Here is a 24826-nt window from a genome sequence, read left to right as displayed (position 1 = left end):
GATGACACCGCGCCGCTCATCGTGACTATTAAGAGAGAATTCAGAGCCGTTCGACGTGCGCGCCGAGCGCCGCCAGCTTGTTCTCGAAGTCCTCGTAGCCGCGGTTGATCAGGTCGACGCCGTAGACCCGCGAGGTGCCCTCGGCGGCCAGCGCCGCGATCAGGTGCGCGAAGCCGGCCCGCAGGTCGGGGATGACCAGGTCGGCTGCGTGCAGCTTGGACGGACCGGCGATGACCGCCGAGTGCTTGAAGTTGCGGCGCCCGAACCGGCACGGGGTGCCGCCGAGGCAGTCCCGGTAGACCTGGATGGTGGCGCCCATCTGGTTGAGCGCGTCGGTGTAGCCGAGCCGCTGCTCGTACACCGTCTCGTGCATGATCGACAGGCCGCGGGCCTGGGTCAGCGCGACGACCAGCGGCTGCTGCCAGTCGGTCATGAAGCCGGGGTGCACATCGGTCTCCAGCGCGACCGGCTGCAGGTCGCCGCCCGGGTGCCAGAACTTGATGCCGCCCTCGACGCCGGTCACGCCGTCCCGGGCCACCCGGTCGTCGGTGATCTCGAACTCGCCGCCGATCGAGCGGAAGATGTTGAGGAACGTCATCATGTCGGCCTGCCGGGCGCCGAGCACCTCGATCTCGCCCTTGGTGGCGAGCGCGGCCGCGGCCCAGCTGGCCGCCTCGATCCGGTCCGGGATCGGCTTGTGCGTGTAGCCGTGCAGCTTCGGCACACCCTGGATCTCGATGACCCGGTCGGTGTGCACCGTGATGATGCCGCCCATCTTCTGCAGCACGCAGATCAGGTCCATGATCTCCGGCTCGATGGCGGCGTTGCGCAGCTCGGTGACGCCCTCGGCGCGGACGGCGGTGAGCAGGACCTGCTCGGTGGCGCCGACGCTCGGGTAGGGCAGCTCCAGCTTGGCGCCGTGCAGGCCGTTCGGCGCGCTCAGGTGCATGCCCTCGGGCGCCTTGTCGACGACCGCGCCGAACTCGCGCAGCGCCTGGATGTGGAAGTCGATCGGGCGCGGGCCGATGTGGCAGCCGCCCAGGTCGGGGATGAACGCCCGGCCGAGCCGGTGCAGCAGCGGGCCGCAGAGCAGGATCGGGATCCGGCTCGAACCGGCGTGCACGTTGATCTGGTCGGTGCTGGCGCTCTCCACGTTCGTGGGGTCCATCACCAACTCGCCGTCGTCGACGCCGTCGGTGACCTTGACGCCGTGCAACTCGAGCAGACCGCGGACGACCTCGACGTCGCGGATGCGCGGGACGTCGAAGAGGCGGCTCGGGGTCTCGCCCAGCAGAGCAGCGACCATCGCCTTGGAAATGAGGTTCTTCGCGCCACGGACCCGGATCTGACCTTGCAGCGGCGTACCGCCGTGCACGACCAAGACGTCGTCGGTCAACGTAACCTCCAGCCGGCGGGCGGTCGGGGCCGCCCGGTGTGTTTGTCGAGGGGGCAGAACGCGGGTGGGGGTACCCGATTCTGCAACCGGGGAAGCATAGCGCTGAGTGACAATAAAGAAAGTCGGCACAACGTCCGACCCCGAAGGAAACCCTGATGGTTATGACAACATAAAGGCGCCGCCCTTTCGGACGGCGCCTTAACGATTACTCAGTGTTACGGCAGGGCGAGCATCTGGTCCAGCGCCACCCTCGCGTGGTGGGCCGTTTCGCCGTCGACCGAGATCTGGTTCGGCACCCGGCCGGCCACCAGTTCTTCAAGGGCCCACACCAGGTGCGGCAGGTCGATCCGGTTCATCGTCGAGCAGTAGCAGACCGAGCGGTCCAGGAACATGATCTGCTTGTCCGGGTGGGCGAGCGCCATCCGGCGGACCAGGTTCAGCTCGGTGCCGACCGCCCAGCTCGACCCCGGCTCGGCCGCGTCGAGCGCCCGGATGATGTATTCGGTCGAGCCGACGTAGTCGGCGGCCCGCACCACGTCGTGCCGGCACTCCGGGTGGACCAGCACATTCACGCCCGGCACCCGCTCGCGGACCTCGCGCACGCTGTCCAGGGTGAACCGGCCGTGCACCGAGCAGTGCCCCCGCCACAGGATCATCCGGGCGTTGCGCAGCTCCTCGTCGGTGAGCCCGCCGTTCGGCTTGTGCGGGTCGTAGAGCACGCAGTCGTCGAGGTCGAAGCCCATCTCCAGGACCGCGGTGTTGCGGCCGAGGTGCTGGTCGGGCAGGAAGAACACCTTCGAACCCTGCTCGAACGCCCAGTCCAGGGCGCGCTTGGCGTTCGACGACGTGCAGACCACGCCCTTGTTGGCGCCGACGAAGCCCTTGATGTCGGCCGAGGAGTTCATGTAGGTCACCGGGACGATGTCACCGGCGATGCCGAGGTCCTCGAACTGCTCCCAGGCGGTCTGCACCTGGCCGAGCACGGCCATGTCGGCCATCGAGCAGCCGGCCGCCAGGTCGGGCAGGATCACCTTCTGGGCCGGCGTGGTCAGGATGTCGGCGCTCTCGGCCATGAAGTGCACGCCGCAGAAGATGATGAACTCGGCGTCCGGGCGGGCCGCGGCCTGCTGGGCGAGCTTGAACGAGTCGCCGGTCACGTCGGCGAACTGGATGACCTCGTCGCGCTGATAGTGGTGCCCGAGGATGAAAGCGCGATCGCCGAGGGCGGCCTTGGCCGCGGTGGCGCGGGCGACCAGATCGGGGTCGCTCGGGGCGGGAAGATCGCCGGGGCAGTCCACGCCGCGCTCCGAGGCGGGATCGCTGCCGCGGCCCAGCAGCAACAGTGCGGTGCCAGTGCTTGTAGAGCGGGGGCTCGCTGGTTCGGTCCAGGTGGTCACGAAAAACATCGTCGCACAGGGCGAGACGCTCATCGGCGTCGCTGAACGTGGCCTGCCACACTCAGGGCGTGCGCGTACTGATCTGTCCGGACAAGTTCGCCGGCACCCTCTCCGCTCCCGCCGCCGCCGAGGCGATCGCCGCCGGCTGGTCACCGAACGACCAGGTCGTCCAGCGGCCGCTGTCGGACGGCGGCCCCGGCTTCGTCGAGGTGCTCGCCAGCGCCCTGAACGGCCGGTTGATCCCGGTCGAGACGGTCGACCCGCTCGGCCGGCCGGTCCGCGGCGAGGTGCTGCTGGCCGGTAACACCGCCTACGTGGAGAGCGCCCAGGCGTGCGGTCTGCACCTGTTGACCCGCGAGGAGCGCGACCCCAACGTCACCACGTCGTACGGGCTGGGGCTGCTGTTGATGGCGGCGGTCGAGGCCGGCGCGGCGGAGGTGGTGATCGGGCTGGGCGGCTCGGCGGTCAACGACGCCGGGGCCGGCATGCTGGCCGCGCTGGGCGCTGCCCCGGTCGACGTGGCCGGCTACGCGATCCCGTACGGCGGCGCCTACCTGAACGCGGCGGCCGGCCTGGCCGGGCCGCCCCGGCTGCGGCAGGTGAGCCTGGTCGCCGCGACCGACGTGAACAACCCGCTGACCGGCCTGCACGGCGCCAGCAAGGTCTACGGACCGCAGAAGGGCGCCAGCGACGAGGACGTCTACCGCCTGGACGCCGCGTTGGAGCAGTTCGCCGGCGTACTGGAAAAAGCCTTTGGGGTGACCGACCTTGAAGTGGCCCCCGGCGGCGGCGCGGCCGGCGGCATCGGCGCCGCGCTGATCGCCCTCGGCGGCCGGGTCGTCTCCGGCATCGGCCTGGTCACCACGCTGATCGGCCTGGAGCCGGAGCTGGACGCGGCCGACCTGGTGATCACCGGCGAGGGTTCCTTCGACCACCAGTCGCTGCGCGGCAAGGTGGTGGCCGGCATCGCCAACGGCGCCCGCGACCGGGGCCTGCCCTGCATCGTGGTGTGCGGGCGGAACGAGACCGGCTTCCGCGAGGCGGCCAGCGCCGGCGTCACCGAGACGCTGTCGCTGACCGACCACTTCGGCTCGGAGGCGACCGCCCTGGCCGAACCGGCCCGCGGTCTCACCGAGATCGCCGGGCAACTTGCGCAACACTGGAGCAGGTGACCTGGGCCACCCGGATTGGGAATCATCCCGATCGGGGTTAGCGTTGGTCGGTACGGCAGATGACCCACTTGGCAGGGAGATTCGCAGTGACCACTGAAGCGCACACCCAGTCGACCGAGGCCGCCGCCCCGACCGGCGTCGTTCTGACCGACGTCGCCGCGGTGAAGGTCAAGGCCCTGATCGAGCAGGAAGGGCGCGACGACCTGCGCCTGCGCATCGCCGTGCAGCCCGGTGGCTGCTCCGGCCTGCGATACCAGCTGTTCTTCGACGAGCGTTCGCTCGACGGTGACGTCGTCAACGACTTCGACGGTGTCGGAGTGGTCGTCGACCGGATGAGCGCTCCCTACCTGGCCGGCGCGACCATCGACTTCGCCGACCGGATCGACGCGCAGGGCTTCACGATCGACAACCCGAACGCGCAGAACTCCTGCGCCTGTGGCGACTCGTTCCACTGATAATCGCGTAGCACCCAGAACTTCACTCGCAGGCCGCTCCGTTAACGGGGCGGCCTGCGGCGCGTAACGTGCCGGTAGGCTTCGCTCGTAACAGCCCCCTGTTCCCCAACCTCGAGGGCCACCATGAAGATCGCCGTCACCGGCTCGATCGCCACCGACCATCTGATGCACTTCCCGGGCCGGTTCGCCGACCAGCTCATCGCCGACCAGCTGCACAAGGTGTCCCTGTCGTTCCTCGTCGACGACCTGGTGGTCCGGCGCGGCGGCGTGGCCAGCAACATCGCGTTCGGCATGGGCAAGCTCGGGCTCAGCCCGATCCTGGTGGGCGCGGTCGGCGCCGACTTCGCCGACTACCGGTCCTGGCTCGAGCGGCACGGTGTCGACTGCGACTCGGTGCACGTGAGCGAGGTGGCGCACACCGCCCGCTTCGTCTGCACCACCGACGACGACCTCAACCAGATCGCCTCGTTCTACGCGGGTGCGATGTCCGAGGCCCGCAACATCGAGCTGGACCCGGTCGACGCCCGGGCCGGCGGCCTCGACCTCGTGCTGATCAGCGCGAACGACCCGGCCGCGATGATCCGCCACTCGCAGGAGTGCCGGGCCCGTGGCTTCAAGTTCGCCGCCGACCCGTCGCAGCAGCTCGCCCGGATGGAGGGCAGCGACGTGCTGACCCTGATCTCCGGCGCGGAATACCTGCTGACCAACGACTACGAGCGGTCGCTGCTGGAGACCAAGGCCGGTCTCACCGGCGAGCAGGTCCTCGACCAGGTCAAGATCCGGGTCACCACGCTCGGCAAGGACGGCGTGGAGATCACCGGCCGGGGCATCGAGCGGATCCACGTGCCGGTCGCCCGGGACGTCATCCCGGGGGACCCGACCGGCGTCGGCGACGGCTTCCGGGCCGGTTTCTTCGCCGCGATCGGCTGGGGTCTCGGCCTCGAGCGGGCCGCCCAGGTGGGCTCGCTGGTGGCGGCCCTGGTCCTCGAGTCGGTCGGCCCGCAGGAGTACGACATCCGCGGCGAGGACTTCGCGAAGCGGTTCGCCGACTCCTACGGTGACCAGGCGGTCGCCGAGATCAAGCAGTTCCTGCCCACGGTCTGATCAGAAATGCTTGCCGTTTTCGCCGGGCTGCCCGGTGTCGGGAAGAGCACGCTTGCCGCGCGGGTGGCCGCTGAGCTGCCCGCGGCGGTGCTCGCCGTCGACACCGTCGATTTCGCGTTGCAGCGCTACGGGGTCACCGAGCCGCGCCCGGGCTACGCCGCCTACGGCGTGGTCGCGGCGCTGGCCGAGGAGCAACTCCGGATCGGCCACCACGTGCTCATCGACGCGGTCAGCCCGGTGAAGGCGGCCCGCGAGCTGTGGACCTCGGTGGCCGAGCGGGCCGGCGTGCCGCTGCGGGTGGTCGAGGTGGTCTGCGGGGACGACACCGAGCACCGGCGGCGGGTCGAGGCCCGCTATGCGGCCCGCGACCACGACGGCATCCCGGACTGGGTCCGGGTCCTGGAGCGGCAGAACGAGTACGAGCCGTACCTGGGCCCGCGCCTGGTGGTGGACACGTTCCTGGCCAAGGAGCCGGTCGCGCCGGTGGTCGCGTACCTCAGCTGAGCCTGCGCACCTCGAAGGCGTCGGGCGCCGGTGAGCCCAGGTATTCCTGCTTCTTCATCCGGCACCAGGCCGGGATGTCGTTGGCGGCGGCCGGGTCGTCGGCGAGCACCCGGATGACCTCGCCGACCCCGACATCGCGGATCTTCCGAGCCAGGGCGATCACCGGCAGCGGGCACTTCTGGCCCAGGCAGTCGAGCTCGATCACATCCCGGCCTCCGCCCGGATCGCCGCGACCAGCCCGGGGAGCACCGCCAGGAAGCGGTCGACCTCGGCCGCCGTGGTGCCGCGGTGCAGCGAGATCCGTACGTTGCCGTGGCTGAGCACGCCCATCGCCTCCAGCACGTGACTCGGCCGCAGCGTCGACGCCGTGCACGACGAGCCGGACGACACCGCGAACCCCTGCCGGTCCAGCGCGTGCAGCAACGCCTCCCCGTCCACATAGAGACAGGAGAAGGTCACCAGGTGCGGGAGCCGCTGCACCGGGTCGCCGACCACCTCGACGTCCGGCACGGTCGCGGCCACCCGCTCCCGGATCCGGTCCACCAGGGCCGACAACCGCACGGCCTCGGCCTGCGCCTCGCCGAGAACGGCGCGCAGGCTCGCCGCGGCGGCCACCGCGGCCGGCAGGTCCAGGGCACCGGGAACGCCGGGGCGATAAAGATCATCCTGTGGGTACGGTGAGATCCACCGCACTCCCTTGCGCACCACGAGTACGCCCACTCCCGGCGGCCCGCCCCACTTGTGCGCGCTCGCGCTCAGCAGTGACCAGCCCGGCGGCACCGGCACCCGGCCGATCGACTGGGCCGCGTCCACGAAGAGCGGCACCCCGGCCTCGGCGCAGTAGTCGGCCGCCGCGGCCACCGGTTGCAGCGTGCCCACCTCGTGGCTGGCGCTGATCAGGCCGGCCAGAGCCACCCCGGGTGCCGAGACCGCTCGATCCCAGGCGTCCAGGTCGAGCCGGCCCAGCCGGTCCACCCCGACCTCGGCCGCCCTACCACGAGCGGCCGCATGCAGGACGGCGGAATGCTCGATTGCCGAATGGACCAGCGTGTCGCCCCGCCGGGCCCGGCCGGCGAGTCCACCGAGTACGGCCGCCTGCGCCGCCGCCGTACCCGAGGGCCACAGTGACACCTCGTCCGGGCGTACCCCCAAAGCCTCGGCCAGCGCGGCGTGCGCCGCATCCCTCAGCTGCTGGGCCCGCCGGCTCGCGGAATAGAGGCGGGCCGGGTCGGCCCAGCCGTCGGCGAGCGCGGCGACCAGCGCCTCGGCGGCCACCGGATGAAGTGGAACCGCGCTGGCCGCGTCCATATAAGCCGCCGCTCCGGCGGGAACGCCCGTGTATTCCACTCCGGGAACGGTATCGTCCGGTTGTCGAGGTGTAGTCGCGGGCGGCCGAAGATCCGACCCCCGTAACCTGACGGCCGGGCTTGGTCGAGTAATGTGCGACCGTCGGTACGCCTTGCCGCTTGGTGTCCGTTTCGGGCGGCGGCGCTGCTAAGGAGGCATAAGCAGGTGGGCGCAAAAAGTCAGGCCGCTCGGCCGCGAGCAGGAGTCCGGATCGCCGGGCTCGGTCTCGGTGCCGCGGGGCTGCTGATGCTGCTCTCGGGCTGTTCCATTGAGGGTGTCGGGAAAGCATTCGGCAACTTCGGCTGGCCCAGCCGCGGCGTGAGCCTGCAGGCCCACAAGATGTACGACCTGTGGATCGCCTCGGTCATCGCGGCGCTCATCGTCGGCGTCTTCGTGTGGGGCCTGATCTTCTGGTGTGTCATCCGGTACCGCAAGCGCGGCGACGAGCTGCCCGTGCAGACCCGGTTCAACATGCCGATGGAAGTTCTCTACACGGTCACCCCGATCCTGATCGTGGCGGTGCTTTTCTACTACACCGCCATCGTGCAGACCGATGTGGACAAGCTGTCGAAGAACCCCGACCAGGTCGTCCAGGTCGTGGCGTTCAAGTGGCAGTGGGAGTTCGACTACCGCGACGGCATGGGCAAGGACGCCAACACGGTGGCCTCGACGGTCGGCTCGGCCGACGTCATCCCGCTGCTGGTCCTGCCGACCGGGAAGAAGATCCGGTTCGAGGAGACCAGCAAGGACGTCATCCACTCGTTCTGGGTGCCGGAGATGCTGTTCAAGCGCGACGTCTTCCCGGGCAGTGCCCGCAACGTCTTCGAGGTGACGCTCGACAAGGAGGGCCGCTACGTCGGCCGCTGCGCCGAGCTGTGCGGCACCTACCACGCCTTCATGCAGTTCGAGCTGGTCGTGGTCTCACCCGACAGGTTCGACAAATACCTCACGGCGAAGAAGGGCGGCGCCACCACTCAGGAGGCGATGGCCGCCATCGGCTTCACCGGCAAAGAGGCGTACGCGGTGACCACCGAGCCGCTGAACACCCGGCGCCAGGCGAGCAGCTGGAACCAGTCCAACACCGTCGCCGCGGGAAAGTAGGGAACGCGACGTGAAGACCGAATACAAGATCTTCGTCGGTGTCGCCGGCTTCCTGTTCGCCGCGGCCGCGCTCTACGGCTTCTGGACGCACGGCGAGACCGGCCAGGTGGAGTGGATCGGCGTGGTCGCGTTGATCATGTCCGGCCTGCTCTGCTCGATGTGCGGCGGCTTCTTCTGGTTCGTCGCCCGCCGCATCGACCTGCGGCCGGAGGACCGGGAGGACGGCGAGATCGCCGAGGGCGCCGGCGAGATCGGCTTCTTCAGCCCGGGCAGCTACTGGCCGTTCGGCATCGCCCTGTCGGCCTCCATCGCCGCCCTCGGCCTGGTGTTCTGGATGTGGTGGCTGATCGCCGCCGGCCTGATCCTGGTGATCTTCTCGGCGAGCTCGATGCTCTTCGAGTACTACTCGGGCACACGGCACACCGCCGAGCACTGAATCCGACTGCCGAGAAGCCCGCGCCCCCGAGGGGACGCGGGCTTCTTCGTTTCTAGGCGGCTCGGCGCTGGTGCGGGACCTGGGCCTGCGGGTTCCAGGAGAGGTGGACGACGATCGGGGCGACCACCTCGGCCGCTCCACATCTCGTGCAGACCAGCTCGGGGCACTCGTCGAGGTCGTCCGGGCGAGGCGGGACCTCGAACATCATGTCGCCGTCACAGATGACGCAGCGCGGTTCGCGTTCCGACACGGGTGGCTCCTCTCTTCACCGGAAGGTGGAATTACCCGAATGTGATTCAGACGCTGCCACGTAATTCCGGCATTCTGGAGCATTAACGACGGCGTGTCCGCTGTGATTTGTTACTCGGCGGCCTTCGCGGCTTTTGCTGCGGCGACCCAGCGGCTCAGCTGCGCCGTCGCGGCGCCCGAGTCGATCGTGTCCTGGGCCCGGGCTATTCCGGCCCGCAGCGTCTCGCTCAGGTCGCCGGGGAAGCCCGCGTGCGCGGCGAGGGCAGCCGCGACGTTGAGCACCACGGCGTCGCGCACCGGGCCCTTGTCGCCGGCGAACGTCCGGTGCGCCGCCTGGGCGTTGAACGCCACGTCGTCGCCGCGCAGGTCGGCCGGCTGGCTGCGGGGCAGGCCCAGGTCGACGGAGTCGAGAAGAAGCTCCTCGACGGTGCCGTTGCTCGCCTTCCACACCCGGGTCGGCGCCGCGGTGGTGAACTCGTCCAGCCCGTCCTCACCCCGCACCACCAGCGCCGAGTCGCCGCGCCGGGCGAACACCGCGGCCATCACCGGCGCCATCCGGGCGTCGAAGCAGCCGACCATGGCCGCCGTCGGGCGGGCCGGGTTGGTCAGCGGGCCCAGCACGTTGAAGAACGTGGGCACGCCCAGCTCGCGCCGCGGGACGGAGGCGTGCCGCATGCCGGGGTGGTAGCGGGCCGCGAAGCAGAACCCGATGCCCGCCTCGCTCACCGTGCGGGCCACGCCGGCCGGGCCGAGGTCGAGCGGGATGCCGAAGTGCTCGAGCAGGTCGGCGGTGCCGGTCGTCGAGGAGGCCGAGCGGTTGCCGTGCTTGACCACGGTGACCCCGGCCGCGGCCGTGACGATCGCGGCCATCGTGGAGATGTTCACCGTGTTGGCCCGGTCGCCGCCGGTGCCGACCACGTCCACCGCGTCGGTGCGGGTCTTCTCCGGCAGCTCGACCAGGGTGGCGTTGGCCAGCATGGCGTCGACCAGGCCGGCCAGTTCGGCGGGCGTCTCGCCCTTGGCGCGCAACGCGATCGCGAACCCGGCGATCTGCACCGGGGAGGCGTTGCCCGCCATGATCTCGCCCATCGCCCAGCCCGTGTCGGCGCCGGCGAGTTCCTCGCCGCGCAGCAGCGCGCTAGTCAGATTCGGCCAGGTGCGTGCGCCCATGGCGGGGCCTTCCGTCCGGGGGTACGGGGTTGGAGGTGTGCGGATCAGCCCAGGTGCCCGAGCGTGCCCAGCGGGATCGCCCCGTTGCGGCGCGCACGCAGCATGGCGGCGATCGTCTGGCCGGTGGTGACCGGGTCGAGCGGGTAGGTCAGGGTCTGGTCGACCTGCGCGTACGCCGCGAGCCAGCGGTCGGCGGCGCGGGCCAGCACGACGCAGATCGGCGGGGGAGTCGCGTACTCGTCCTTGGTCTGCCGGGCGATGCCCAGGCCGCCGGCGGGGGTGGCCTCGCCGTCCAGGACCATCAGGTCGATCTCGTACTTGTCCAGGATGATGCGGCACTCCTCCCAGGTGGAGGCGTCGACGAACTCGACCGCGAGGTCGAGGGCGGGGCGCGTGCCGATCGCCATCCGGATCCGGTCACGGACCGCGATGTCGTCGCTGTAGAGCAGGACCGTGTAGGTGTCCGGTCCGGGAGTCGCCTTTGCGTCGCTCATGAAATCTGGCCCCGGTTCCACGTCGTAGGTGCGAGCTGATCGTACCGAACCGCGTTAATCGCCGTCCGGCCGTGGTCGTACGGCGGCCGCCTGTTCTGTGATCTTTCTGGCACGAGCGGCCTCCTCGGCCTCTTCCCGGTCCAGCGCCCGGTCGATCCGGCGGGCCTCCCGCTCCGACTGCTTGATCCACTGCAGGACCAGGATGCCGAGCATCGTGACGCTCACGATCTCGCCGCCGGCCCACAGGATGCCGCCCGCCGTGACCTGGTCGTTCCACGGATCGGACCAGGTCAGATGCAGGTTCGGGTAGAAGTCGCCGCCCAGCAGCGTCTTGCTCTGCATGATGGTCAGGCCGAGCACGGTGTGGAACGGCACCGACAGCACCATCAGCAGCGCGCGGCCCGGATAGGGCCACCGGTTGGGCAGCGGGTCGAGCCCGAGCAGCGGCCAGAAGAACAGGCAGCCGGTCACGATGAAGTGCACGTGGACGAACTCGTGCAGCCAGGCGTGCTCGAGGGTCTGCCGGTAGAGGCCGGTGAAGTAGAGGATGAACGGGTTCGCCACGAAGATCCCGAACGCCACCAGCGGAAACGTCAGCACCTGCACGTAGCGGCTGTGGATGACCGTCAGCAGTGTCTTGCGCGGGGCGCCGTGCAGGGTGCGCAGGGCCAGCGTCACCGGCGCGCCGAGGGCCAGGAAGATCGGCCCGACCATGGAAAGAACCATGTGCTGGACCATGTGCACCGAGATCAGCGTGGTGTCGTACGCCTCGACCCCGGTGACCGTGACCGCGGCGATCGAGCCCAGTCCACCGACGACGAACGCGACCGTCCGGCCGGGCGGCCAGTGATCACCACGCATCCGCAGCTGGTAGACGCCGTACCCGTAGAGGGCCGCCGCGATCAGCAGGAACAGCGCGATCAGGCTGGTCAGGTCGATCTGGGTGAAGAGGGACGCCGCGGTGAACGGCGGAAGGACAGTATCCCCGCCCGCGGCCCACCATGTAGAGGTTTCGCCTTGCAGCACCATCTGAGGCTAGGCCTTTCCGGTTGGCGGACGTAACTCCGGGCTGCGACACGTGGCGGATTCCGCCCCCCGCGGCACGTTGGACTGATCGCGGGGCAATAATGAGCCTCGTGACAGCGGCCCCAGCCATCGACAAAAGCAGGATCCACTCCCTGACCCGGCCGAACATGGTCAGTGTCGGGACGATCGTGTGGCTCTCCAGCGAGCTCATGTTCTTCGCGGCGTTGTTCGCCATGTACTTCTCGATTCGCGCGGCGGACTACAGCATGTGGGAAGAGCACACGCCGGAGCTCAAGCTCCCGTACGCGACCACCTTCACGGTGATCCTCGTGCTTTCCTCCGTGACCTGCCAGCTCGGCGTCTTCGCGGCGGAGAAGGGCGACGTGCACGCGCTGCGGCGCTGGTTCACCATCACCTTCGTGATGGGCCTGATCTTCGTGCTCGGCCAGGCCAACGAGTACCGCAACCTGGTCCACGAGGGCATCAAGCTCAACGGCGACGGTTACGGCTCGATGTTCTACCTGACGACCGGCTTCCACGGCCTGCACGTCACCGGTGGTCTCATCGCCTTCATCGTCTACATGATCCGTACGACCATGGGCCGGTTCACCCCGGCCCAGGCCACGTCGGCGATCGTCGTGTCGTACTACTGGCACTTCGTGGACATCGTGTGGATCGCCCTGTTCGCCATGATCTATTGGCTGCAGTGACCCGCATCCGTCCATGAGTAGTCCAGGTCAAAACCCAGAGGGACACAGCTGATGACTTCAGGATCCCCCGCCGGCCGGCGACGCTTCCGGGGCCTGTTCACCCGGCGTCGTACCGCGCCGAGCCGGGCGCGTCGTCGTATCGGGGCGGTGGTGCGCATGCTTGCCGCGCTCGCCCTGGCCGGCGGCGTATACACCGCCTTCGCCCCCGGCGCGTTCGCCGAGGACAACAGCGAGCTCTCCGCCACCGCGCAGGAAGGTAAGCAGCTGTACGACAACAGCTGCATCACCTGCCACGGGCGGGACGCGCAGGGTGTCACCGGTCGCGGCCCGAGCCTGATCGGCGTCGGTTCGGCCTCGGTGGAGTTCCAGGTGGGCACCGGCCGCATGCCGATGACCCGCCAGGAGGCCCAGGCCGAGAAGAAGACGCCGCAGTTCGACAAGACCCAGACCAAGCAGCTCGGTCAGTACATCCAGGAACTCGGCGGCGGCCCGCAGCTCCCCTCGGACGGCAAGTTCACCGAGGACCTGAAGGAGAACCCCGAGGCACTGGCGCGCGGCGGTGAGCTGTTCCGGGTCAACTGCACCTCCTGCCACGGCTTCGGCGGCGGCGGTGGCGCACTGTCCTCGGGCAAGTACGCTCCGGCCCTGCACGACGCCACGGCCGAGACGCTCTACGCGGCCATGCTGACCGGCCCGCAGAACATGCCGGTCTTCGGTGACAACCAGCTCACGCCCGACCAGAAGCGCGAGCTCATCACCTACGTCACCGTCCAGCTGCAGCAGGACCGGGACCCGGGTGGCCTGTTCAACCTGGGCCGCTACGGCCCGGTGACCGAGGGCCTGGCGATCTTCGGGGTGGGCATCACGATCCTGGTCTTCACGACGCTGTGGATTGCGGGGAAGTCATGACGACCATGCACGACGAGTCGTCGACCGAGCCGGTCGACGTGAGCGATCCCCGGCTCAGCCGGTTCGAGATCGTCAAAGAGGGCGCGCGGCGCGACGAGATCGAGATCGTCACGTACGAATCGCAGTTCCACGGCACGGACAGCAAGGCGGAGAAGCGGGTCGTCCGCAACATCGCGCTGCTGTTCCTGATCGCCGGCGTGGGCGGGTTCGCGTTCCTCGGCTTCTACATCTGGTGGCCGTGGCGCTTCGAGCTCGGCGAGACGATGAGCGACTACTACACGCCGCTGCTCGGCATCTCGCTCGCGGTCTCGCTGTTCGGGGTCGGCTTCGGCATCCTGGCCTGGGCCAAGAAGCTGCTGCCGCACGAGGTGTCGATCCAGCAGCGGCACAACGACCCGTCGCCCAGCGACGAGCAGCTGATCACCGGCCAGACGATCCTCTTCGTCGGCGACGAGCTCGGCCAGGGCGTGCAGCGCCGGCCGCTGCTCAAGGGCGCCATCGCGATCGGCATGGCGCCGATCGGCCTGGCCGCCGCGGCACCGCTGATCGGTGGGTTGATCGAGAACCCGCACAAGGACGACCCGCCGATCATGTTCAGCACCGGCTTCAACAAGGCGAACAACGGCGGCAACGTGGTCCGGCTGACCCGCGACGACGGCAGCCCGATCCGCCCCGAGGACGTCAGCACCGGCGGTCAGATGACGGTTTTCCCCGGCATCCCCGGCGGCGCGACCAACGAGTGGGCCGACTCGCCGACCCTGCTGATCCACCTGCGCCCCGACGACGCGGCCCTCACCAGGGAAAATGCGGACGCCGACCGGCGCAACAACGGTTCGATGTGGGGTGACTACGTCGCCTACTCGAAGATCTGCACGCACGCCGGCTGCCCGGCCAGCCTGTACGAGCAGCAGACCAACCGTCTGCTCTGCCCGTGCCACCAGTCGCAGTTCATGATCACGCGGAACGCGCAGCCGATCTTCGGCCCGGCGACCCGGCGGCTGCCGATGCTGCCGCTGGGCGTGGACGAGGAAGGTTACTTCGTGGCAAAGTCCGACTACAAGGACACCGTCGGACCGGACTTCTGGGAGCGGCCGTGAAGCGCAAGAAAGTTGATCTCGCGCAGGCGCCGATCACCTTCGCCAAGGGGGTGGACGAGCGCTACAAGGCGGCCACCCCGCTGCGGGGGCTGCTCAACAAGGTCTTCCCCGACCACTGGTCGTTCCTGCTCGGTGAGATCGCGCTCTTCTCGTTCATCATCCTGCTCCTGACCGGTGTCTTCCTGACCCTCTTCTTCGACCCGTCGATGAAGGAGGTCGCGTACGACGGCCCCTACTCGGCGCTGCGTGGCGTCGAGATGTCCGCCGCCTACGAGTCGTCCCTGCGCCTGTCCTTCGAGGTGCGCGGCGGCCTGTTCATGCGGCAGATGCACCACTGGGCGGCGCTGCTGTTCATGGCGTCGATCGTCGTGCACATGTGCCGCATCTTCTTCACCGGCGCGTTCCGCAAGCCGCGTGAGGCGAACTGGGCCATCGGCGTGGTGCTGTTCCTGCTGGGCTTCCTGGCCGGCTTCACCGGTTACTCGCTGCCCGACGACGGCCTCTCCGGCACCGGCCTCCGCATCGCCTCGGCGATCATGCTCTCCATCCCGGTCGCGGGCACCTGGATCTCGGCCTCGATCTTCGGCGGCGAGTTCCCCGGCCACCTGATCATCGGCCGGTTCTACATCGCCCACGTGCTGCTCATCCCCGGCGGCCTGCTCGCCCTGATCAGCGTCCACCTGGGCCTGGTCTTCGCGCAGAAGCACACCCAGTGGCCGGGCCCGATGCGGACCAACACCAACGTGGTCGGCGAGCGGATGTTCCCGCGGTACGCCCTCAAGCAGGGCGGCTTCTTCATGGCCGTCTTCGGCACGGTCGCGCTGATGGCGGGCCTGTTCCAGATCAACCCGATCTGGCTCTTCGGCCCCTACCGCGCGTCCGAGGTCTCCTCGGCCAGCCAGCCCGACTGGTACGTCATGTTCATGGACGGCCTGGTCCGTCTCATGCCGAACTGGCAGATCTACATCGGCGACTACAGCATCCCGCCGCTGTTCTGGCCGGCGGTCGTCGGCCTGGGCGCGCTGACCACGGTCCCGATGTTCTACCCGTGGATCGAGGCGCGACGCCTCAAGGACAAGCAGGTCCACAACCTGCTGCAGCGCCCGCGCGACAACCCCGAGCGGGTCGGCATCGGCGCCATGTCGCTGGCGTTCTTCCTGGTGGCCACCCTGTCCGGCGGCAACGACGTGATCGCCGACAAGTTCCACATCAGCCTGAACGCGATGACCTGGGCCGGCCGCATCGGCCTGCTGGTCCTGCCCCCGCTGGCGTATTACCTCTCGATCCGCATCTGCCTGGGCCTCCAGCAGCACGACCGCGAGGTCCTGGCGCACGGCGTGGAGACCGGCATCATCCGCCGCCTCCCGAACGGCCAGTTCATCGAGGTCCACCAGCCCTTGGGCCCGGTCGACGACCACGGCCACCCGGTCCCGCTGGAATACGGCGGCTGGGTGGTCCCGAAGAAGATGAACCGGGTGGGCGCCCTGGCCCCCGCGATCAAGGGCTTCTTCTTCCCGGTGGAGAAGCCGGCCGAGGCCCCGGTCTCCCCGGCGGTCCCGCCGGTGACCAGCAAGGAATCGCGCGAGGAAATCACCACCGGCCACTGAGCCGAGAACAACGGGAAGGGGTCCGCTTCGGCGGGCCCCTTCCGCTTTTTTATGCGTACGCCCCAGCAAGCAGCACCCGCCTGCTCGGTACCGCACCGTCGCTGGTCACCCTCAGCGCGCCCGCGACGGCGAGCCTGCCGGGTCACCCCGGGGCGTCAGTCGGCGTCGGGGAGGCCGATGGCGAAGGCGTCCTCGAGGTCGTGCTTCGAATAGGCGCGGAAGGCGATGTGGGACTCGGTGTTCAGGACGCCGGGGGTCTTCGAGATCTTGCCGGCGATGACCTCGGCGATGTCGTCGAACTTCGGGACCCGGACGATCGCGATCAGGTCTACGTTGCCGGCCACCGAGTAGACCTCGCTGACGCCGTCCAGCGCGGCCAGCGCCTCGGCGACCTCGGGGATCGAGTCGGTGGCGCAGTCGATGTGCACGATCGCGGTGTTCACCTGGAGGCTCCTCGGCGATGAGAGCGGGAAATGTTCGTGACCATGCTATCGGCCGCTGACCGTCAGCCCGGGGGCGCGGATCACGTCGGTCAGGTCTTCGTCCGGCGACGTTTCCGCGCCTGGCCAGACCACGCATCGGGTGACCGCGCCGTTGATGCGGGCCCGCGGGCCGATCACGGAGTCGTGGACGGGCGCGTTGACCGCCGCGGTGGGGTCGATGAGGCTGGAGTGGCCGGCGGCGTGGAGATTGGCTCTCAGGTAGTCGGCGGGGGTGCCGGTGTCGATGTAGACGCCCTCGTGCGGGATCAGCTCCAGCTCGCCGGCCGCCTCGGCCGGGCGCCAGACCGTGCGGACCAGGCTGCCGTCGCCGTCCGGGAGATCGCGGACATAGCGCCACGGGATCAGCGAGAAGCCGGCGAAGCGGCGGCCGGAGAAACCACCGCTCTCGCCGTCGCGGCAGGGCTTGGTCAGCATCCGGACCGTCTCGCCGGACCAGCCGTCCAGCATGGCGGCGATGTCCTTGCCGGGGTCGCTCGTGGGGTGGGCCAGGTAGGCGTCGGCGTTGCCGACCAGGATGCCGCGGCCGTCGATCCACGGTCGCAGCCGGGCCACGCCGCCGGAGGTGCCCAGGGGGCCGTCCGGCTCGACCGACACGTGCGCCCGGGCCTGCACGTGCGCGACGACCTGGTCGGCCAGGTAGGCCGCGTTGACGGCGACCCGCTCGGGAGTCCGCAGGCCCAGCCCGGCCAGGCGGGTCAGCGCGCGGTCGAGCAACGGGACATTGCCGACCGGGCAGAGAGCCTTGGGCACGAGCTCGGTCAGCGGCCGCAGACGCCGGCCCTCGCCGGCCGCCAGGATCAGGCCGCAGAGCGGCGGCGTCGCCGGCGTCATTTCGCGTGCGGGCCGATGCCGTAGCGGCCGAGCAGCAGGGACGTGTTGACGGTCAGCCGGGGGAGGTCGTCGACCGGGAACCAGGCCGCCTCCAGGACCTCGGCGCCGTCGACGACGAGGGTCGTCTCCGAGGCCGGGACCGAGGCGAAGAAGATGGTGTCGACCACGCCGACGACGTGGACTATCGCGTTCGGATTGCCGGGGGTCATGTCGTCGGGGTGAACGCGCACCCCGGACTCCTCGAACAGCTCGCGGGCCGCGCCCGCCGCCGGATGTTCGTTCTTCTTCAGCAGGCCGGCCGGCAGGCCCCAGCCGTGATGCGACGGCTGGCGCAGCAGCAGCAGGCGCGCGGAGTCGGCGGCCGCCTCCGAGTCGTGCAGGACGGTGACCGCGCCCACCAGGAACTTCGGCGCGACCATCCGCGCCACCCGACGGCGCATGGACCCCGGCAGTCGATAGAACGTCTGGTACGCCAAGCCGCGCACCCGCCGAGGAATACTCACGTGCGCAAGGCTAGCCGGGCCCGCTGTGTGCTCAGTCGGGGTGGTCGACGAGGGCGATCAGCTGCTCGACCACCATGTCCGGCTCGAGGTTGCGCTCGCACACCGCGACCAGCATGGTCTCCAGGTCGGGGTAGCCCAACTCCTCGGCCAGCCGGCGCAGCGGCACCTCGCTGGCCAGGCCCCGGTCGTGCTTGCGCAGGGTCAGCCCGATCGTCGCCCGGCCCAGCTTCACCTTGTCGGCGATGCTCATGCCGGGCTCGTTCTTCTCGTCGAAGTATCGGTTGATCTGCATCTGGGCCTGGCTGGACTTGACGAAGCCGAGCCATTCCTTGCGGGGGCCGCGCGGTGCGTTCGGCTCGACCGCGACGTGCTCGTCGGTCTCGGCGAAGATCTCGACGACGTCGCCGTCGCGCAGCGGGGAGCTGAGCGGAGCGAGCCGGCCGTTGATCGTCGCGGCCAGGCACTGGTCGCCGGTGTCGGGGCTCAACTCGTAGGCCAGGTCGACCGGGGTGGAGGCGCTGGGCAGCTCGAACGCCTGGCCGTGGGCGAAGACGGTGATCTGCCCCTCGGCGAGGTCGCATCGCAGCGAGGCGAGGAACTGGGCGGCGTCGGTGTCCTGCTGCCAGTCGAGCACCCGCTTGAGCCAGGACAGCTGGTCGGCGCCGGACGGATCGGTGGTCTCCGCCGTCTTCGGGTAGCGGTATGTCGTCGCCACCCCGAACTCCGAGTAGCGGTGCATCTGCTCGGTGCGGATCAGCACCTCGACCAGGCGGCCGTCCGGCCCGGTCACGGTCGTGTGCAGCGACCGGTAGAGGTTGTTCTTCGGGGAGGCGATGAAATCTTTGAACCGGCCGGCCACCGGACGCCACTGACCGTGGATCGCGCCGAGCGCGGCGTAACAGTCGGTGGCCGGGCCGTCGACGATCACCGCGATGCGGGGCAGGTCGAACGGGACGGCGTGACCGCCCGCGACGGTGTCCTTCCAGATCGAGTAGTAGTGCCGGGGCCGGGCCGTGACCTCGGCCGTCACCCGCGACCGGCGCAGCGCCGACCGTGCCTTCGAACTCACCTGGGCGAGGTAGTCCTGCCAGCCGGGGCGATTTTGCACGTGGTCGTCGATGCGCGCGTAGGAGTCCGGTTCCAGGTGGTAGAGCACCACGTCGTCGAGGTCGCGCTTCAGCGCCTGGATGCCGAGCCGGTCGCAGAGCGGGACCAGCACGTCGAGGGTGGCGGTGGCGATCCGGGCCCGGGAGGCGGGGGAGCGGGCGTCCAGCGTGCGCATGTTGTGCAGCCGGTCGGCCAGCTTGATCACCAGCACCCGGACGTCCTTGCCGGCCGCGACGATCATCTTGCGGATGGTCTCGGCCTCGGCCGCCTTTCCGTAGAACGCCTTGTCGAACTTGGTCACCCCGTCGACCAGGTGGGTCACCTCGGGGCCGAAGTCGCTGTGCAGCGCCTCCAGGGTGTAGCTCGTGTCCTCCACCGTGTCGTGCAGCAGGGCCGCGACCAGGGTGGTGGTGTCCATCCCGAGCTCGGCGCAGATCTGCGCGACGGCGAGCGGATGCGTGATGTACGGATCGCCGGACTTGCGCATCTGGCCGCGGTGCATGTTTTCCGCAATGGCGTAGCTGCGCCGCAGCACGCCGGCGTCGGCGGAGGGATGGATGCCGCGATGGGTCTTGGTGAGTTTGGCGACCGGGTCCTCGTCGTTGCCCGGGAAGCTCAGGAAGGACCGCAGCCGCTTACCGAGCGGCAGGTCCTTCGCGGCGGGCGCTTGCGTGGGGAGGGCACGTCCAAGGGCGGCGCCGTGGCCGGCGTCGACGTCCACTGGACACCCCCTCACCGCTCGGCCGCCCCGGGCTCGAAGGCCGCGAAGCGAATCCGCCTGGCAAATCGCCGTGAACTCACCCCAACTTCGCCGGGTGAATCCACTTGCCTTACAGCCTAAGCGAGCGAGCGTCATCCGAACGGTCAGTTACGGATGAGCGAACGGCCGAGTCTTTGCCCGATGCCGCGGCTTCTGCCCGGTTGAGCAGGGTAGTGAAGCGCGCGGCGCCACGAACCGGTGACACCCAGTCGCCGGAGGTTTCCACCAACCGGGTGTCCGGCTTCTCGAGCCACGCCAGGATCCGCTCGGTCTCCTCGGCCGTCGCGGCGGGCACCGGACCCGGTCCGGGTAGGACCGTCTCGGCCGTCATCCGGACCGCGTCGAGGGTCGGCCGCGGGTGCTGGCGGGGCGGCGAGGTGGCCGCCGCGGCGAGCCGGCCGTGCCGGACCACGACGATCTCCCAGCCGCCGACGGTGTCCCGGCGGGCGGCGACCACCTCGGCCAGCCGGGTGACGGCGGACAATCGCTGCATCCGGACGGTCGCCCGGAGCAGCGCGATCAGCCGGGACCGCAGGACCGCGGCCTCCTCGTAGCGCCGGGCCTCGCTCATCGCGTCGATCCGGCCCATCAGCGCCGCCACCACGATCTCCGGGTCGCCGTGGATCGCGGTGCGGAACGGCAGGGCGGCGGTCGATGCATACGCCTCCGGGGTGATCCGGTGCTCGCAGGGCGCCGGGCAGCGGCCCAGCTCGGCCAGCGCGCAGGCCGGCGTCGGGGTGCGGACCGAGAGGGCGTGGCTGCACTGGCGCAGCGGCAGGGCGTCGTAGACACCGGCCGCGGCCAGCTCGGCCGTGCGCCGCGACGAGAACGGCCCCAGGTAGGCGGCGCCGTCGTCGGCCAGCTTGCGGACCACCGACAGCCGGGGCCAGGCCTCGGTGGTGAGCTTGAGCCAGACGACCCGCTCGGGATATTTGGACCTTCGGTTGTACGGCGGGGAGTGCGCCGCGATCATCCGCAGCTCGCGCACCTCGGCCTCGAGCGAGTGGGCGCACTCGACCGCCTCGACCCGGGTCGCCGCGCCGAGCATCTCGGAGATCCGGGCCCGCTTCTCGCTGGCGGTGAAATAGCTGCGCACCCGGGTGGCGATGTCCTTCGAGGTGCCGACGTAGAGCGGCCGGTCGTCGGCGGCCCGGAACACGTAGACCCCGGGCACGTGCGGCAGGCCGTCGGCCAGGTGCCGCTGCCGGCGCTGGGTGGGGGTGACCGCCTTGGCGAACTCGATGGCGTCGCCCAGGTTGTGCACCTTGAAGCTGCCCAGCCGCTCGATCAGGCCGTGCAGCACGTCGACGGTGGCCCGGGCGTCGTCGAGGGCGCGGTGGTTGGGCTGGACCGGCGAGCGGAAGAACTGGGCGAGCGTGGACAGCTTGCGGTTGGGCACCTCGTCGCGGGTCAGCGCGCGGCGGGCCACCGCGGCCGTGTCGAGCACCTTCGGGTTGGGCCACGGGTAGCCGTGCCGGGCGCAGGCCGCCTTGAGGAAGCCGACGTCGTAGGGCGCGTTGTGCGCGACCAGCACCGCCCCGCGGAGGAACTCGAGCAGGCTGGGCAGCACCGTCTCGATCGACGGGGCCGGGGCCAGCATGGCGTCGGTGATGCCGGTCAGCACCGTGATGAACGCCGGGATCCGCTCACCCGGGTTGACCAGCGTGGCGAAGACCCCCAGCTCTTCGCCGCCGCGGACCTTGACCGCGCCGATCTCGGTGACCCCGGCGCCGTCGGCCGCGCCGCCGGTGGTCTCCAGGTCGAGCACCACGAAGGTGGTGTCGGCCAGCGAGTGCGCGGCCGGATCGGTCAGGAGGGTGTCCAGAGTGCCCTGGACATATGCGGGTTGTGCCACGCCGGGGAGATTAGAGAGGGGGTACGACAGAAACGTCCGGACGGCCGGAAAAGATCACTTGCTTCGACAAGCTTTTCTACTGCCCACGGTGTGAGAATAGGTAGATGTCCGAGCCTTCGTTTCCTGGTGACGCCCCCGAGGGGGACGCCGCTATCCAGGCCGAGCTTGCTCAGGACGTGGAGTTTGTCCCGGAGCCGATTCTCCCGGAGCCGGTCCGCCAGCGGATCATGACCTTGGCGGCCGCGGCCCTGCCCGGCCTGCCCGGCGACGAGGTCCCGGTCGCGCTGCGCCGGGTCGCCCGGTTCGCGCCCAATCGCCGGGCCCGCCTCGGCGGCCGCGAGATCGCTGCCCAGCTGACCTCCGACCCGTTGTTCCGGCAGCGGATCAGCGGCCGGGTGGTCACCGAGGCCGGCGACCTGGGTGCCGCCGTCGCGTCCGGCATGGCGCCGGCCGCCGCCGACCCGATCGAGGTCGCGGCCCTGGCCTACCTGGTCCGGCCGGACGGCTGGCGGGAGCTGGTCGAGGGCGCCGGCGACGTGGTCCGGGCCGAGGCCGACAGCGCCGCCGTGGCGGGTCAGATCCGCGATGCCGAGCACCGGGTCGCCCGGGCCGAGCACGACCGCGCGGTTGCCAGGGTGGAGGCGGACAAGCTCCGCGACGAGCTCGCCCGGGTCCGCGAGGAGCTCGGCCAGCTGCGCGAGGAGTCCCGGGCGACGGCCAAGGCGCTGCGCGAGGCGCAGGCCGCGCAGAAGCGCGCGAGCGACCTGTTGGCCTCCGAGAAGGGGCGCGCGTCGCGGATCACGGCGGAGCACGAGGCCGAGGTCCGCCGCCTGAAGACCCGCCTGGCCGAGGCGGAGACCCTGGCCTCCACCGGCAAGCAGGCCGCCAAGGAAGCCCGGGCCGCCGACGACACGCGGCTCTGGCTGCTCATCGAGACCATCGGGCAGGCCGCCTCCGGCCTGCGCCGCGAGCTGGCCCTCGGCCCGTCCGAGAAGATGCCGGCCGATTTCGTCGCCGACACGGCGGCCGACCGGCCCGGCTCGCCCGAGCGGTCCCGGGCCCGCGCCCAGGACACCGACGACCCCGGCCGCCTCGACCAGCTGCTGGCCCTGCCCCGGGCGCACCTGGTCGTCGACGGCTACAACGTGACCAAGCGCGGCTTCGCCGAGATCTCCCTCGAGCAGCAGCGCAAGCGGCTCATCACCGGGCTCGGCGGCATCGCGGCGCAGACCGGCGACGAGGTCACCGTGGTCTTCGACGGTGCCGAGCGGGTCCACGGGCTGCCGCCGGCACCCCGCGGTGTCCGGGTGCTGTTCTCCCGCAAGGGCGACACCGCCGACGAGCTGATCCGCCAGCTGGTCCGGGCCGAACCGGCCGGCCGGCCGATCGTGGTCATCTCCTCCGACCGGGAGGTCGCCGACGGGGTGCGCCGGCACGGTGCCTACCCGATGGGCGCCGACTCCCTGTTGCGCCGCCTCGCCCGGTCCTGATTTTTTGTCATACCCCTCGCCTAGCGTGACGGTCACCGATGGTGGTCCACCCACCCGGGTGAGGAGGAGTGATGATCATCGACTGCGGTCGCTGCGCCGGCCGGTCCGGCGAGTGTCGGGGTTGCCTGGTCAGCGCACTGATCGACACCCCCGACGGGATTGCCGACCTGATGCCCGCCGAGCTGCGGGCGATCGAGGCGTTCGAGCTCGCCGGCTTCGACGTGGAGTTGCTGGAGACCCCCGCGCCGCCGGTCGTCGTGCCGATGTTCCGGCGCGATCGGCACGTTGCGTGATCGACTCTAAGATGGCGCGATGACTCCCCGAGCCTGGGCCACCGGCACGCTCGTTGTCCTGCTCGTGCTGCTCGCCGTCTTCGCCGCCGTGACCATTCCCTGGCACCGGCCGCCGGCGCCACGGGCCGACCAGCTCGCCGCGCTCGGCCGGCTGCCCGCCGAGCAGGTCGCCCGGGCCCGGCAGTTCCACGCCGAGCTGCGCCCGGGTTCCTACGGCGCGATGGCGGTCGGCCTGCTGGTGGCGCTCGTCCTCGGGCTCACCCCGCTCGGCGCCTGGCTGGTCACCCAGGGCGGCCGGCCGTTCGGCGGCAACTGGGCCGGCCAGGCCGTCCTCGGCGGCCTGCTCGTCACGCTCGCCGGCGAGGTCGTCACGCTGCCGTTCGCGGCCTGGCAGCACACCATCGTGGTCCGCTACGGCATCTCCACCCAGAGCTGGGGTGCCTGGACGATCGACCTGCTCAAAGGGTGGGCGGTCGGCGCGGTGATCGGGGCGGTGGCGCTGCTCGGCTTCTACACGATCACCCACTTCGCGCCGCGCTGGTGGTGGGCGTTCGGCGCGGCCGGGGCGGCCGGGCTGGTCGTGCTGCTGTCGTTCGTGCTGCCGGTGCTGGTCGAGCCGGTGTTCAACAAGTTCACCCCGATGGCCGACGGTCCGCTGCGCACCGAGCTTCTCCAGCTCGCCGAGCGCGACGGCGTGCCGGTGCGCGACGTCCTGGTGGCCGACGCGTCCCGGCGGACCACGGCGGTCAACGCCTACGTGTCCGGGCTCGGCCCGACCCGGCGCATCGTCGTCTACGACACCATGCTGACCGAGGCCACCCCCGACGAGGTCGTCTCGGTGGCCGCGCACGAGCTCGGCCACGCCAAGGACAACGACGTGCTCACCGGCACCATCCTCGGCGCGCTCGGCACCGCCGCCGCGGTGATCGCGCTCTACCTGCTCGGCTCGTGGGCCGGTCTGCTGCGGCTGGCCCGCGTCGACTCGATCGGCGAGCCACGGGCGATCGGGTTGCTGCTCGCGATCGTGTCGCTGGCCGGCCTCGCGGCCGGCCCGGTGCAGGCGTTCGTGTCCCGGGGCATCGAGGCCCGCGCCGACCGGCACGCCCTCGACCTGACCGGCGACCCGGCCGCCTTCGAGGCGATGCAGCGGCGCCTCGGCACGGTCAACCTGTCCGACCCCGACCCGCCGGCCTGGGAGCACCTGCTGTTCGCCTCGCACCCGTCCACGGTGGAGCGGATGGCCGCGGCCCGCGCCTACGCCCGGGGCGACCGCTGATGGGCCGCACTCTGTTGGTCACCAAGCACTTTCC

General features: G+C 70.3%; 26 protein-coding genes. 13 read left to right on the top strand and 13 right to left on the bottom strand.

The annotated features are described in order from the left end of the window. Positions 1-40 precede the first annotated feature (40 nt). Positions 41-1396 (bottom strand): UDP-N-acetylglucosamine 1-carboxyvinyltransferase, encoded by a 1356-nt coding sequence (murA, locus tag Adu01nite_RS29070; RefSeq protein ID WP_203731317.1) that lies wholly within the window; start codon positions 1394-1396, stop codon positions 41-43. A 215-nt stretch (positions 1397-1611) separates the two neighbouring features. Then, a complete protein-coding gene (nadA, locus tag Adu01nite_RS29065; RefSeq protein WP_203731315.1) occupies positions 1612-2802 on the bottom strand; it encodes a quinolinate synthase NadA in 1191 nt (396 codons plus the stop codon). Positions 2803-2861: 59 nt separating this feature from the next. On the opposite strand from nadA, the gene Adu01nite_RS29060 reads away from it, so the two are divergent. From Adu01nite_RS29060 to Adu01nite_RS29045, 4 genes are all read left to right on the top strand, one after another. Next, entirely contained in the window at positions 2862-3965 is a 1104-nt protein-coding gene (locus Adu01nite_RS29060) for a glycerate kinase family protein (protein ID WP_203731313.1), read from the top strand. An 86-nt stretch (positions 3966-4051) separates the two neighbouring features. Beyond that, complete coding sequence (erpA, locus tag Adu01nite_RS29055; RefSeq protein WP_203731311.1) at positions 4052-4420, top strand: iron-sulfur cluster insertion protein ErpA; 369 nt, start codon at positions 4052-4054, stop codon at positions 4418-4420. A 123-nt stretch (positions 4421-4543) separates the two neighbouring features. Then, positions 4544-5524: a carbohydrate kinase family protein gene (locus Adu01nite_RS29050; RefSeq protein WP_203731310.1), complete on the top strand. Its 981-nt coding sequence runs from the start codon at positions 4544-4546 to the stop codon at positions 5522-5524. A gap of 6 nt (positions 5525-5530) precedes the next feature. After that, entirely contained in the window at positions 5531-6028 is a 498-nt protein-coding gene (locus tag Adu01nite_RS29045; RefSeq protein WP_203731308.1) for a P-loop nucleotide/nucleoside kinase family protein, read from the top strand. On the opposite strand, the gene Adu01nite_RS29040 is transcribed toward Adu01nite_RS29045, so the two are convergent. Together Adu01nite_RS29040 and Adu01nite_RS29035 are read right to left on the bottom strand one after the other, a co-directional pair. Further along, complete coding sequence (locus Adu01nite_RS29040) at positions 6021-6233, bottom strand: sulfurtransferase TusA family protein (RefSeq protein ID WP_203731306.1); 213 nt, start codon at positions 6231-6233, stop codon at positions 6021-6023. The genes Adu01nite_RS29045 and Adu01nite_RS29040 overlap by 8 nt on opposite strands. After that, complete coding sequence (locus tag Adu01nite_RS29035) at positions 6230-7336, bottom strand: cysteine desulfurase family protein (RefSeq protein WP_203731331.1); 1107 nt, start codon at positions 7334-7336, stop codon at positions 6230-6232. Before Adu01nite_RS29035 ends, Adu01nite_RS29040 begins: the two co-directional genes overlap by 4 nt. A gap of 285 nt (positions 7337-7621) precedes the next feature. On the opposite strand from Adu01nite_RS29035, the gene ctaC reads away from it, so the two are divergent. Together ctaC and Adu01nite_RS29025 are read left to right on the top strand one after the other, a co-directional pair. Further along, entirely contained in the window at positions 7622-8476 is an 855-nt protein-coding gene (ctaC, locus tag Adu01nite_RS29030; protein ID WP_203731330.1) for an aa3-type cytochrome oxidase subunit II, read from the top strand. Positions 8477-8486: 10 nt separating this feature from the next. Next, positions 8487-8912 carry a cytochrome c oxidase subunit 4 gene (locus tag Adu01nite_RS29025; protein ID WP_203731304.1) on the top strand — a complete coding sequence of 142 codons (426 nt, stop codon included), beginning with the start codon at positions 8487-8489 and terminating at the stop codon, positions 8910-8912. 52 nt (positions 8913-8964) lie between these two features. Here the strand turns inward: Adu01nite_RS29025 and Adu01nite_RS29020 are convergent, their stop codons facing one another. The 4 genes from Adu01nite_RS29020 to Adu01nite_RS29005 form a co-directional block, all read right to left on the bottom strand. Next, on the bottom strand, positions 8965-9162 hold the full coding sequence (locus Adu01nite_RS29020) for a hypothetical protein (RefSeq protein ID WP_203731302.1): 198 nt from the start codon (positions 9160-9162) through the stop codon (positions 8965-8967). Positions 9163-9272: 110 nt separating this feature from the next. Next, the gene (gene trpD, locus Adu01nite_RS29015; RefSeq protein WP_203731300.1) at positions 9273-10331 is read right to left on the bottom strand and encodes an anthranilate phosphoribosyltransferase; all 1059 of its coding nucleotides are present in this window, start codon (positions 10329-10331) and stop codon (positions 9273-9275) included. Between the two features lie 44 nt (positions 10332-10375). After that, positions 10376-10825 (bottom strand): hypothetical protein, encoded by a 450-nt coding sequence (locus Adu01nite_RS29010; RefSeq protein ID WP_203731298.1) that lies wholly within the window; start codon positions 10823-10825, stop codon positions 10376-10378. Positions 10826-10879: 54 nt separating this feature from the next. After that, positions 10880-11854: a cytochrome c oxidase assembly protein gene (locus Adu01nite_RS29005; protein ID WP_203731296.1), complete on the bottom strand. Its 975-nt coding sequence runs from the start codon at positions 11852-11854 to the stop codon at positions 10880-10882. 107 nt (positions 11855-11961) lie between these two features. Between Adu01nite_RS29005 and ctaE the strand changes: the two genes are divergently transcribed. From ctaE to qcrB, 4 genes are read left to right on the top strand one after another with little or no spacing between them, the layout of a single operon-like run. After that, a complete protein-coding gene (ctaE, locus tag Adu01nite_RS29000; RefSeq protein WP_203731294.1) occupies positions 11962-12561 on the top strand; it encodes an aa3-type cytochrome oxidase subunit III in 600 nt (199 codons plus the stop codon). A 51-nt stretch (positions 12562-12612) separates the two neighbouring features. Then, positions 12613-13470, top strand: coding sequence for a cytochrome bc1 complex diheme cytochrome c subunit (gene qcrC / locus Adu01nite_RS28995; RefSeq protein ID WP_203731293.1), 858 nt, complete (start codon positions 12613-12615; stop codon positions 13468-13470). Beyond that, positions 13467-14567, top strand: a complete 1101-nt coding sequence (gene qcrA / locus Adu01nite_RS28990) for a cytochrome bc1 complex Rieske iron-sulfur subunit (protein ID WP_203731291.1) — start codon at positions 13467-13469, stop codon at positions 14565-14567. Before qcrC ends, qcrA begins: the two co-directional genes overlap by 4 nt. Further along, the gene (qcrB, locus tag Adu01nite_RS28985; RefSeq protein ID WP_203731289.1) at positions 14564-16174 is read left to right on the top strand and encodes a cytochrome bc1 complex cytochrome b subunit; all 1611 of its coding nucleotides are present in this window, start codon (positions 14564-14566) and stop codon (positions 16172-16174) included. Before qcrA ends, qcrB begins: the two co-directional genes overlap by 4 nt. 155 nt (positions 16175-16329) lie before the next feature. Here qcrB and Adu01nite_RS28980 read toward each other — a convergent pair whose 3' ends face one another. From Adu01nite_RS28980 to Adu01nite_RS28960, 5 genes are all read right to left on the bottom strand, one after another. After that, a complete protein-coding gene (locus tag Adu01nite_RS28980) occupies positions 16330-16617 on the bottom strand; it encodes an Lrp/AsnC family transcriptional regulator (RefSeq protein ID WP_203731288.1) in 288 nt (95 codons plus the stop codon). 45 nt (positions 16618-16662) lie between these two features. Further along, positions 16663-17508, bottom strand: coding sequence for an NTP transferase domain-containing protein (locus Adu01nite_RS28975; protein WP_203731286.1), 846 nt, complete (start codon positions 17506-17508; stop codon positions 16663-16665). Beyond that, the gene (locus tag Adu01nite_RS28970; protein ID WP_203731329.1) at positions 17505-17948 is read right to left on the bottom strand and encodes an NUDIX hydrolase; all 444 of its coding nucleotides are present in this window, start codon (positions 17946-17948) and stop codon (positions 17505-17507) included. Before Adu01nite_RS28970 ends, Adu01nite_RS28975 begins: the two co-directional genes overlap by 4 nt. Positions 17949-18042: 94 nt before the next feature. After that, a complete protein-coding gene (locus tag Adu01nite_RS28965) occupies positions 18043-19839 on the bottom strand; it encodes a RelA/SpoT family protein (protein ID WP_203731284.1) in 1797 nt (598 codons plus the stop codon). A 109-nt stretch (positions 19840-19948) separates the two neighbouring features. Then, positions 19949-21733: a DEDD exonuclease domain-containing protein gene (locus Adu01nite_RS28960; protein ID WP_203731282.1), complete on the bottom strand. Its 1785-nt coding sequence runs from the start codon at positions 21731-21733 to the stop codon at positions 19949-19951. Between the two features lie 104 nt (positions 21734-21837). On the opposite strand from Adu01nite_RS28960, the gene Adu01nite_RS28955 reads away from it, so the two are divergent. The 3 genes from Adu01nite_RS28955 to Adu01nite_RS28945 all read left to right on the top strand — a co-directional run bounded on the left by Adu01nite_RS28955 (position 21838) and on the right by Adu01nite_RS28945 (position 24792). Continuing rightward, positions 21838-23223 carry an NYN domain-containing protein gene (locus Adu01nite_RS28955; protein ID WP_203731280.1) on the top strand — a complete coding sequence of 462 codons (1386 nt, stop codon included), beginning with the start codon at positions 21838-21840 and terminating at the stop codon, positions 23221-23223. Between the two features lie 71 nt (positions 23224-23294). Beyond that, positions 23295-23516 (top strand): hypothetical protein, encoded by a 222-nt coding sequence (locus Adu01nite_RS28950; protein ID WP_203731279.1) that lies wholly within the window; start codon positions 23295-23297, stop codon positions 23514-23516. A 19-nt stretch (positions 23517-23535) separates the two neighbouring features. Continuing rightward, complete coding sequence (locus Adu01nite_RS28945) at positions 23536-24792, top strand: M48 family metallopeptidase (RefSeq protein WP_203731277.1); 1257 nt, start codon at positions 23536-23538, stop codon at positions 24790-24792. Positions 24793-24826 lie beyond the last annotated feature (34 nt).

Origin of the sequence: Paractinoplanes durhamensis (assembly GCF_016862175.1) — a bacterium.
GTDB lineage: Bacteria > Actinomycetota > Actinomycetes > Mycobacteriales > Micromonosporaceae > Actinoplanes > Actinoplanes durhamensis.
The sequence above is the reverse complement of the archived record's forward strand: the minus strand, read 5'-3'. Positions and strand labels throughout refer to the sequence as shown.